This is a genomic window from Oleiphilus sp. HI0066, from assembly GCF_001635725.1.
This window is the reverse complement of the sequence record NZ_LWFH01000280.1, coordinates 1-10,143: the sequence shown is the minus strand read 5'-3', so window position 1 is coordinate 10,143 and position 10,143 is coordinate 1. Positions and strand designations below refer to the sequence as shown.

The following is a 10,143-nucleotide window of genomic DNA, read 5'->3' as shown; positions in this document are numbered from 1 at the left end:
CAGCGAGTTAGATCTCGCGACTCAGCATTACGTCAAGGCATTTGAACTTGACCAAAATGATCGTGAGTCGTTAATGAATGCTGCGCTTGTTCTTCAACAGTTGGAACGTTGGGAAGCATCTGAGGAGGTCATTGAGCGTTATATTGATGCGTTCGGTGTTGGTTATGAAGTACTTATCAGAAAGTCTGTCTGTCGCTACAGTTTATATGATTACGATGAAGCCGAAGCGTTGATTGAAAAAGCCGAACTGATTAATCCAGATCAGGTTATGACGCAATATTACAGAGCTCAGGTTTACGACAAAACAAATAGAAAGGTCGAGGCTGACAGACTGTTTAGTAATTTAATAGCGCAAGGGCATGAACCTTCAAAATTTTCACTTTCGTTGTTGTGTTTCAGCATTGGAGATTGGGATCGTGCATTTGAATTATATGAAAATCGTCCCGTTGCTTTGTGGCTGAAGCAGTATTGTGAGTCTAACGGTGCGTGTTATTGGGATGGAGCTTCTGATCTAAAGAATAAGCATGTATTGGTTTATGCAGAGCAAGGATTAGGTGATCAGATTCGTTATGCGTATTTCATAAAACGATTGGTGGCGGAGGCTAAGAAGGTCTCAATTATTTATGATGCGAGGCTTTACCCAGTTATTCAGCACATGTACCCAGATGTTGAGTGTTTGGCGACTGAATCGTTAACTCCGGAAATTTTGCATGATGTATCGCCTGAATTTTGTCTTTGCGTTGGTAGTTTAGGCTTGCGATATAGTGATGGCTTATATGACTCGAAACTTCTCGAAGACGGCTTTTTTTCTTATGAAGGTGATCAGTCTGATCTTCCTGTAAAAGACAGTTCAAAACCAATCATAGGGTTATGTTGGCGAAGCATCAAAATTCTGAAAGAGAGAAACGAGTGGTATTGCACTGCGCAGGAATTTGCGCAGATGTTATCAGGTATTGAAGCGACATTTATCAGTCTTCAGTATGGGCTCAGCGATGAAGAACGTGAGGCTTTTAGATCTGAAGGGCTAGAGTTAATAGAGCTCTATGGCATTGACTTGAAAGATGATCAGGCATCACTAGCTCATATCATCTCTCAATTAGATTCGGTGGTGTCTGTTTCCACAGCGATGAGCGAGCTTGCAGGAGCTTGCGGAGTTCCTGTGCTCACATTGGCGATCGAAAACATTCGTTGGTTTATGGCTGAAAAACATGTGTCAGGCTTTTATCCTAAATCGCGTATGTACTACAAGAAAATGTTTGGAACTTGGGATGAGGCTCTTTCTCGTTTACGTTCTGATCTAATTGCTGAGGATTGCGAACGCTTATGAAGGTTGTTGCTTTTATCCCTTTTTGGATGGGGTATCACTCTCAAACCGGTGCACCGGTTAATCGTGCTACCAAAAAGTTAGGCGGGCTACCGCTTATTAATTATAGCCTTAATGTTCTTGCGAGCAGTGAGCTAATAGCTGAGAGTGTTATTTTTTCGTCAAGTAATGAGATTGAAGAATACATAGAAGGGCCTTCATATTCGATCATTAAGCGACCTAAATTTTTAGATGATAATGGTATCTCGATTGAACAAATTATCGAGGAGTTTCTCAAGCTTTCAGATGCTGATGTATTTGTTCTAATGCACCCGAATAGCCCATTTATTCAGCTTGAATCGATTGAAACATGCATTCAAGAGGTTGTTGAGGGCAGGGCTGATTCAGCATTTACTGCACACACATTTAAGAAGTTTTGTTGGCACAAGGGCCGTCCACTTAACTATTCATTGGATTTACCAACACCTCAATTAAAAGACATAGAGCCAGTTATTCTTGAGCAGTCTTCGCTCTATGTCTTTACGCGGTCAATATTTGAAAAAGAACGAAAGCGGGTTGGCGGCAAAGCATATATTCATAATGTTAATCACTTTGAAGGTCATGATCTGATTGAAGATGAAGATTTTGAAATTGCTGAACTGATTGTTAACTCTGGCATGTTTTCAAACCTATCTTGATGTCAAAGGCTGATCCATACATGAGTATTATAAAAACTCTCAACGTTGAATTTGATGGACAAAGCTACCCGATCAATATCGGACGAGGTTTGCTTGAATTATTTCCAGAGCTCTTAGCTGAAAAAACTAACAACAAACAGGTGTTAATCGTTGCAGACTCATTTTTCAAAGACTCGGCTGTAAGTCGCCTTTCAAAAAACTTGGAGTCACATGGGTTCGTTGTTTTTCATTATTTTATGGATGCTGGTAAAGGTAATAAAAGTATCAATGAGGTAATGAAGATTTATGGAATCATGGAAGAAAATAACTTCCCACGTGATGCTACATTGGTAGCCTTGGGTGGCGGTGTAATTGGAGATTTAGCAGGTTTTGTAGCAAGTACTTGGCTTAGAGGAATGAATCTGGTTCATATACCTACATCTCTCATGGCAATGGTTGATAGCAGCGTTGGCGGTAAAGTTGCGATCAACTTTCGAAGAACAATCAATGCCATCGGTAACTATTATCACCCATTGATGAATCTCATTGACCTTGATTTTGTAGACACCCTGCCTAAGCGTGATTACCTCTCTGGTATTGCAGAAGTGATTAAATGCGGATTGATTGCTGATAAACATTTTTGTGACTTTCTCGTTTCAAATCATGCGCAGATCTACAATCGCGAGCAGTCTTATGTTGTTGAATTTATCTCTAGAACACTAGAAATAAAAATTGCCCATGTTAAAGGTGATACCCGAGAGGGTGGCCGAAGATTGCTTTTAAACTATGGTCACACGCTTGGGCATTCTATTGAGATCTCGACAGAACGTCATGCTAAAGAACTATATCGACACGGAGAAGGTGTCGCGATAGGTATCATGGCTGTGGCTTATATAGCGGAGAGATATTTAGATTTAGATCAAGGTATTTATCGGCAGATTGCTCATTTGCTTGAACTATATGAATTGCCAACATATGTGGATTCTGCAGCGTATGACTTTGATAGAGACGCGTTGAGAGCGTTATGCAAAAAGAACGTGCACAAAGACAAGAAACGAAAAGACAATGCCTTGAGGCTAATCTTAGTTAATAGCTTTGGTAAGGCTGAGGTATATAGTGATGTGCCAACTAGCTATATTGATGAAGCTTTTGATCATGTCATTAGATAAAAGTTTTTAAAGGAACAGGTTTTGGATGATTTAAAGGGTAAAGTGGTTGTTGTTTCTGGTGCTGGTAAAGGTATCGGTTTTGAGACAGTACTTCGTTTTCTTGAATTAGGTTGTAAGGTCGCAGCGATTACGCGTACTGAAGCAGACCTTTTAAATCTCAGCGCTTCAGCTGGCGAGAACTCAAAGCATTTATTTACGTTTTACGGTGATGTTTCAAGTGTTGATGAAGTGAATGCTTTCGCTGATGCAGTGTTCGAAAAGTATGGTCAAATAGATGTTCTAATAAATAACGCTGGAATGCGATTTAGAAAGCCATTTATTGAGATTGCATACGATGAATGGCGTAATGTCATGGATGTAAATCTTGGTAGTACGTTTTTAATGTGTCAGGCCTTTGGCAAGCATATGTTGAAGCAGAGATCAGGGAGAATCATCAATATGGCCTCCATTGTTGGTACGCTTGGTTTACCTGAATTAAGTGGATACGCAGCATCCAAGGGTGGAATTATTAGTTTGACGAAATCCTTGGCGCTTGAGTGGGCTGAATTTGGAATTAATGTAAATGTTGTTGCTCCTGGCTTCTGCGAAACGTCTTATACCGATAATTTCAAGAAGAAGACTGATCTATATCAATTTACATTAGATCGAACACCTAAAGGTCGCTGGGGACAATCTAAAGACATCGCAAATGCATGTGTCTATCTGGCTTCGTCTCTTTCCGATTATGTAACGGGTGAGGTATTGAATGTTGATGGCGGATGGAGTGCTTGGTAAAAATTATGCGTATATTAGGTGTTCTTCCGGCTCGCTATAAATCAACAAGGTTTGAGGGTAAGCCCCTAGTAAGTATCGCTGGTGTACCGATGATTAAACGGACCTGTCAGCGGGCTATGCTCTCGGATAGTTTGGATGAGGTTGTTGTTGCGACTGAAGATGAGCGTATTGAACAATACTGCCGATCTGAAAATATTCCTGTTGTGATGACTAGTGATTCTTGCCTTACAGGCACTGATCGCATAGCTGAAGTAGCCGAAATGCTTGATTATGATTTTTACATCAACATTCAAGGTGATGAGCCTGTTATAGATCCAGTTGTGGTTGATCAGTTGGTCGAGCAATACAAAAAACATGGCGATTCATATATTGCATATAACCTTTACAAGATCATTTCTGATCAAAAAGAAATACAAAGCAATACGATAGTAAAAGTAGTTGTTAATGCTTTAGACGAATTGATGTATATGTCGAGACTTCCTGTGCCATTTTCTAATGTGAAAGGTGTAGAGTCTGTTTATCGTCAACAAATTCCTGTGTATGGTTTTACCAAGCAAGCGTTAAAGGTTTTTGCAGAGCAGGGTTGCTTAGGAAAAACAATTAATGAGCAATTTGAGGACGTGGAATTACTAAGGTTCGTCGATCTTGGTTATAAGCTTAAAATGACAGAGACTACTGCTGATTCAATTGCTGTCGACGTGCCAGACGACATAAAGAAAGTGGAGCGATTTTTAAGTCAATAGACTTAGGTGTTAGAAATAAAAAAGCCCGATTGGCATATGCTAATCGGGCTTTTTTATAACTTGGTACCAGTGGGCGGACTCGAACCGCCACGCCCGTGAAGGCATCGGATTTTGAATCCGACATGTCTACCAATTTCATCACACTGGCGAAGTAGGGCGCATTATACGCATTCGCTTTTTAGGGTCAATATGTTTGCTGCGATTTGCAGCAAATAATTATCATTGGAATATTTGTTATCTATAAAAAAAGAAAAACCCCGCAGAGCGAGGTTTTTTTAGAGAGCTATCCGGCGATTATGAGGAAGCTGGAGAACACTGAAGAGCATCGATGAAAAATGGCTCAATTGGCGCGGCATCAATAGCATCGCTAACGGTAGTACTCGACACTTGAATTATTGTGCCGCCGCCAGTAGGGTTCAGCATGCCTAGAGCATAGCCTCCGAACTCTGTTGCTCTTGCCAATGTGGCGGCTTCGTCATCTATCACAGGACATGGGCCGCCATGAGACCCCGCTCCAGGTTTAAAGCGAATTACATTTCGATTTACAGTAACTGCTCCTGGATCCTCGATTGCAAAGTTATTCGCATCGAAATCAGTTGCCCCATCAGCTTGAACGATATTTGCTTCAATTAGTAACGGCTCTGCACCAGAAAGATAAGAGACCGATGCGTTAATTTCACTTGCAGCAATTGTCCCCGCCGGAGTTTGAAGAGTCCTACCAGGCACTTGCGAAACGGGAATTACTTGGTCGTTTGAAGCTGTGTAATATAGGACTTTTGTACCTTGCGCTTCATAGTCTCCAACGAAATTGATTGCATCAAAAGCATCTACAGAAGCTTGAATCGTGTTTAAAAACGCTTGATAGTTTGCTGTATCAGAAGTTAAACCGGCAGCAGCGAGTCCATCAACAATGTTGCCAGCAAAAGCGGGTGAGCTTTCAAAGAAGCGTGCAATACCACCGCCAGGAGTTGAGAAAAAAGCAGACTTAAAGTCGTCATTGGTATCGACCGTACCATTTGCTACAGCGACAGTAGCTTGAGCACTAATTGTGCCTAATGAGTAGCCTTGATAGTACACGTCTGAGCCGTCTAAATCTGTTCCTGAGCCGCTCATTCCTGTCAGATCAATGCCTCCAATAGCCTTACGAAGAGCCATTAGGTCGAGAGCATTTTGGCGATTATTGTCTCGTGTAGTAAGAAAGCTTTCTACATTTACGAACAGTAGAGAGGTGTTATCTTCTTCTGTCAGCTCTTTGGGTGGTAGGCCTGAGCCTGCGTCAGCATATCCAAAATGTCTTTCAGAGTCAGTTTTAGTTAGTACTGTTACGTCATTGTCCGTCGATGAGTCGTTGTCTGGGTCAACCATTGCATCACTTTTTAAGCCGTGCAGAGGCTGATCAATCGCAACGACAGCCAAGTCAAAGGCCGCGAAACCAAGTGTTCCAACTGTTGCCGTGTCAGCTGAAGCTACGAGTCCAGATCCCGTTGCGCCGAGAGCAATGCTGCGACTTCCACCTAGGCCGTGTCCCATTATCATAGTTTTCATTGGTGTTACGTTCGCACCAGTGATGCCATTAGGATAAGCAATGGTAATAGGTATAGTCATATCCTCTACGGTAGATGCCACGGTCGCTGGAGTTGAGTAATCTGCAGGCGTTGTTACATCGGCATCCTGTTTCTTAGGGAATGGGAATATGTAGTTCACAGCTGTTGTTATAGCAGGATCTGCTTGTGGCAGGACTAAGCCGATGTCTTGGAATGCAGTGTTGATCGCCGTGGCTAAAACATTATCTGCTTCCCAGCTTAAGTATTTGATTGGCGCGCCTGTACCGAGGGCAATATTCTCCCCTTCGTTTGGTGCGCCGATGTCAGCGGGAGGTCTAGAGTAGTATGGAACTTTCATTGTGCCTTGTACAATCGAGACGTTTGCGTAACCAGGGTGTGTGACCGGTGTAGAGCCCGTAAAGTCAATCTCAGCTGCTTTAGGTGTAGGCAATAGGTCTGCGAATCCGCCTACTCCTGATGGAAGGGCAACTAGAGCACCGCTGATACAGTTTATATAAGCTACGCCATTTGTTCCGTCAGGTGTTAATCCAGGGCAAGGTGCTGGGAGAAGGCCAAATCCTGCTTGTAATGGCGCCAGAGCGTCAGCAACTGTTGTGTCTGTTGGGTCGCTAGGGTTTATTGGGAATGCTGCAAGAGCACCTTGTGTAGCAAGGTTGACGTCGGTGTAGTCAACTTTTCCGTCCATATTTAGATCTGTCTGATCAGTCACGATCGCTGTCGCTGTGCTAACGCCAACAAAACGAGTGATCTGGTCGTTGAACCATAAATTAGGTTCAGCGATATAATTTAAAACTTTTTCATCCCCAGATGTGGTAAAGCTGTATGTCAGCGCAATATCTGCATCGCTATCTATTACAGGGATGCCCGCGATCGCGATAGGTTCCCATAAACCATTGATTAGCGCTTGGACTGGTTGTAATGCCGCCAATGAGCCAGAAAGCGGGTTGGTTTCGTCTGTCAAAGCTTCGTAACCTGCAGCACCTGGAGATTTAATGATTGATTCGCCTGCTTGATCAGTAATCGTATTCTTTACTACAACGATGTACCGAGTAAGTGGCTCAAGTACTGAAGTAGGATTGATACGGATGGTTGAGTTTCCGTCCAATACCTTATGTTCGATCTCGAATGTTGGTTGCGAAGATGCGGCTTGTGGAGGCTCTCCGATTGATAAACCTTGGACTGGCGAACCGCTTGCGTACTCTAGAGCAATCAGAAATACGTTTTGTTCTGCTCCATCGCTTTGGCCTTTAAGGCTTGCAGGATCAATTAAACCACTCATTGCGATATCAATTGGCGCTACTGTAGATGCACCGCTCAATCCGCCTAGAGCTGCCGTTACTGGATTGTATTCTGAGGCAGAATAAGGTGGTAGAGGATTTGGGACGCCTAGGTCCACAAATGTGCCATCGCCTGCGGTTTCAGATGAATACAATAAATCGTTAGGGACAGGGAACTTTGCTTCCGATGGCGAGAAAATTGGAAATACACCATTGGCTACAGGAGGGTTTGTAACTGACCCTGCGTTTTCGGTTGTTGATGGGGAGTCGTCAAGACAGCCGCTCAGTGCGAATGACGAGGCAACTGCGGCACTTAATAGAGTTTTCTTCAACATAGTTAGGACCTTCACCTAAGATTGCTGTTATTTCTTGGCGCTTTTCTACACGTAAGTCGTGTTATGAAAAAGACATTAATTGTTCTAATTTGTGACGATGAAATATCGCTCTTCGAATACACTTTCTATTCGTATATCCCTTAACGTTAGACCATATCTTTTTGATGTCGAGTTTTTCCCTATGGTTCAATGGCTTGTTAACTATTTTTTAGACCTATGCCCAATGTTTTTGAACGCTATTTATTCGGACTACAAAGAAATTGGGTTTGAGAGTACAATTTCGTGCCACAAATTTGTGTTGTGCCGTAACGCACGCGCATTTAACCCTCCCAGCAAAAAGAATTAAGAGACGGATATGACTACGATTCGCCAAGATGACTTGATCGAGAGTGTTGCAGACGCGCTGCAGTTTATTTCTTATTACCACCCAGCAGATTTTATCAAGGCGGTTCACGAAGCGTATTTACGTGAAGAGTCGCAGGCTGCTAAAGATGCTATGGCTCAGATTCTTATTAATTCGCGCATGTGTGCTGAAGGTAAGCGTCCAATCTGTCAAGACACTGGCATTGTAACGGTCTTCGTGAAAGTAGGTATGAATGTTCAGTGGGATGCTCAAATGAGTTTGAGTGACATGATCAACGAAGGTGTGCGTCGTGCTTATACACATCCAGACAATGTTCTTCGTGCATCTATTTTGGCTGACCCAGCTGGCGCGCGTAAAAATACTAAAGACAATACTCCTGCTGTTATTCATTACGAAATTGTCGAAGGTGACAAAGTTCATGTAGAAGTGGCGGCTAAGGGTGGCGGTTCTGAGAATAAATCTAAGATGGTGATGCTTAATCCTTCTGACAGCATTGCTGATTGGGTCGTTAAAACTGTACCAACAATGGGGGCAGGTTGGTGTCCGCCGGGGATGTTAGGTATTGGTATTGGTGGTACGGCAGAGAAAGCCGCAGTGATGGCGAAAGAGTCATTGATGGATCCTATTGATATTCATGAGTTGCGAGAGCGCGGTCCACAAAATCGTATTGAAGAACTTCGTCTTGAGATTATGGATCGTGTTAATGAGCTAGGAATCGGTGCACAGGGTCTTGGCGGTTTGACGACCGTTCTTGATATCAAGATTAAAGATTATCCGACTCATGCGGCTTCATTGCCTGTTGCGATGATTCCAAATTGTGCTGCTACTCGCCACGCACACTTTACTTTGGATGGTTCTGGTCCAGCGCTACAAACTCCGCCTAGTCTTGATGATTGGCCAGAAATTACGTGGGAAGCTGGAGAAAATGTGAAGCGTATTAACCTTAATGCCGTCACGAAAGAAGAGGTTGCTGATCTTAAGCCGGGCGATACAGTTTTGTTGTCGGGTAAAATGCTGACGGGTCGTGATGCAGCGCATAAGAAGATGGTTGAAATGATCAGCAGCGGTGAAGAGCTGCCGGTTGATCTAACTGGTCGCTTTATTTATTACGTCGGGCCGGTTGACCCTGTTCGTGATGAGGTTGTTGGTCCAGCGGGTCCGACCACTGCGACGCGTATGGATAAATTTACGCACACGATGCTCGAGAAAACAGGCTTGCTTGGAATGATTGGTAAAGCAGAGCGCGGACAAGTAGCAATTGACGCAATCAAAGAGTTCGGATCAGTTTATTTGATGGCCGTGGGCGGCGCTGCGTACCTAGTTTCTAAGGCTATTAAGAACGCTGAGGTGGTCGCATTCCCTGAACTAGGTATGGAAGCGATATACGAATTTGACGTTGTCGATATGCCGGTTTCTGTTGCGGTAGATGCATTGGGTACGTCTGTTCATCAGACTGCGCCTGTTGAATGGCATGACAAGATCATTTCTGCCAAATCGGTATAAGGTCCTGATGCGTACTGCTATTGTTTTGTCATGCTCAATAGGAGGTATATATGTTAAGTAAAGAAACTTGTGAGGCGTGTCGTGCAGACGCGCCTCGTCTTTCTGACAATGAGATCAAAGACTTGTTATCTGAAGTTGATGGTTGGGAAGTCATTCATGAAGAGGGGCAAAATCGCCTTCATCGTGTTTTTAAAGTATCAAATTTTGTTAAAGCGCAAGAATTCGCCAATTCGATAGGTGATTATGCTGAGCAGGTTGGGCATCATCCTAGGCTTATTGTGGAGTGGGGGTGTTTAACGGTGACGTGGTGGTCTCACAAAATTGGAGGTCTGCATAGAAATGATTTTATCTGTGCAGCAAGAACGAGCGAGTTGCTTGGTCAATAGTTGCGTTTGCTCTGCTCGGTTTAAGCCGACTGTATTGGAATTGAAGT

Annotated in this window: 8 protein-coding genes and 1 tRNA gene; 7 read left to right on the top strand and 2 right to left on the bottom strand. The window is 43.3% G+C overall.

Translation table 11 applies throughout. The features are described 5' to 3' along the window. From A3738_RS30530 to A3738_RS04200, 5 genes are all read left to right on the top strand, one after another. Window positions 1-1,327 (top strand): hypothetical protein (locus A3738_RS30530; RefSeq protein WP_082889961.1); only part of this gene is annotated, 1,327 nt, incomplete at its 5' end. Then, window positions 1,324-2,001, top strand: coding sequence for a cytidylyltransferase domain-containing protein (locus A3738_RS04215; protein WP_068477028.1), 678 nt, complete (start codon window positions 1,324-1,326; stop codon window positions 1,999-2,001). The genes A3738_RS30530 and A3738_RS04215, both read left to right, overlap by 4 nt. A 20-nt stretch (window positions 2,002-2,021) precedes the next feature. Continuing rightward, a complete protein-coding gene (aroB, locus tag A3738_RS04210) occupies window positions 2,022-3,149 on the top strand; it encodes a 3-dehydroquinate synthase (RefSeq protein ID WP_197469324.1) in 1,128 nt (375 codons plus the stop codon). A gap of 21 nt (window positions 3,150-3,170) precedes the next feature. Further along, window positions 3,171-3,923, top strand: coding sequence for an SDR family NAD(P)-dependent oxidoreductase (locus A3738_RS04205; RefSeq protein ID WP_068477025.1), 753 nt, complete (start codon window positions 3,171-3,173; stop codon window positions 3,921-3,923). Between the two features lie 5 nt (window positions 3,924-3,928). Further along, the gene (locus A3738_RS04200) at window positions 3,929-4,666 is read left to right on the top strand and encodes a 3-deoxy-manno-octulosonate cytidylyltransferase (RefSeq protein ID WP_197472346.1); all 738 of its coding nucleotides are present in this window, start codon (window positions 3,929-3,931) and stop codon (window positions 4,664-4,666) included. Between the two features lie 61 nt (window positions 4,667-4,727). Here the strand turns inward: A3738_RS04200 and A3738_RS04195 are convergent. Then, a tRNA-Leu gene (locus tag A3738_RS04195) sits at window positions 4,728-4,814 on the bottom strand. 146 nt (window positions 4,815-4,960) lie between these two features. Beyond that, entirely contained in the window at window positions 4,961-7,843 is a 2,883-nt protein-coding gene (locus A3738_RS04190) for a hypothetical protein (protein WP_068501931.1), read from the bottom strand. Between the two features lie 355 nt (window positions 7,844-8,198). On the opposite strand from A3738_RS04190, the gene A3738_RS04185 reads away from it, so the two are divergent. Further along, a complete protein-coding gene (locus A3738_RS04185; RefSeq protein ID WP_068501934.1) occupies window positions 8,199-9,710 on the top strand; it encodes a fumarate hydratase in 1,512 nt (503 codons plus the stop codon). Between the two features lie 50 nt (window positions 9,711-9,760). Continuing rightward, entirely contained in the window at window positions 9,761-10,096 is a 336-nt protein-coding gene (locus tag A3738_RS04180; RefSeq protein WP_068500301.1) for a 4a-hydroxytetrahydrobiopterin dehydratase, read from the top strand. Window positions 10,097-10,143: the final 47 nt, after the last annotated feature.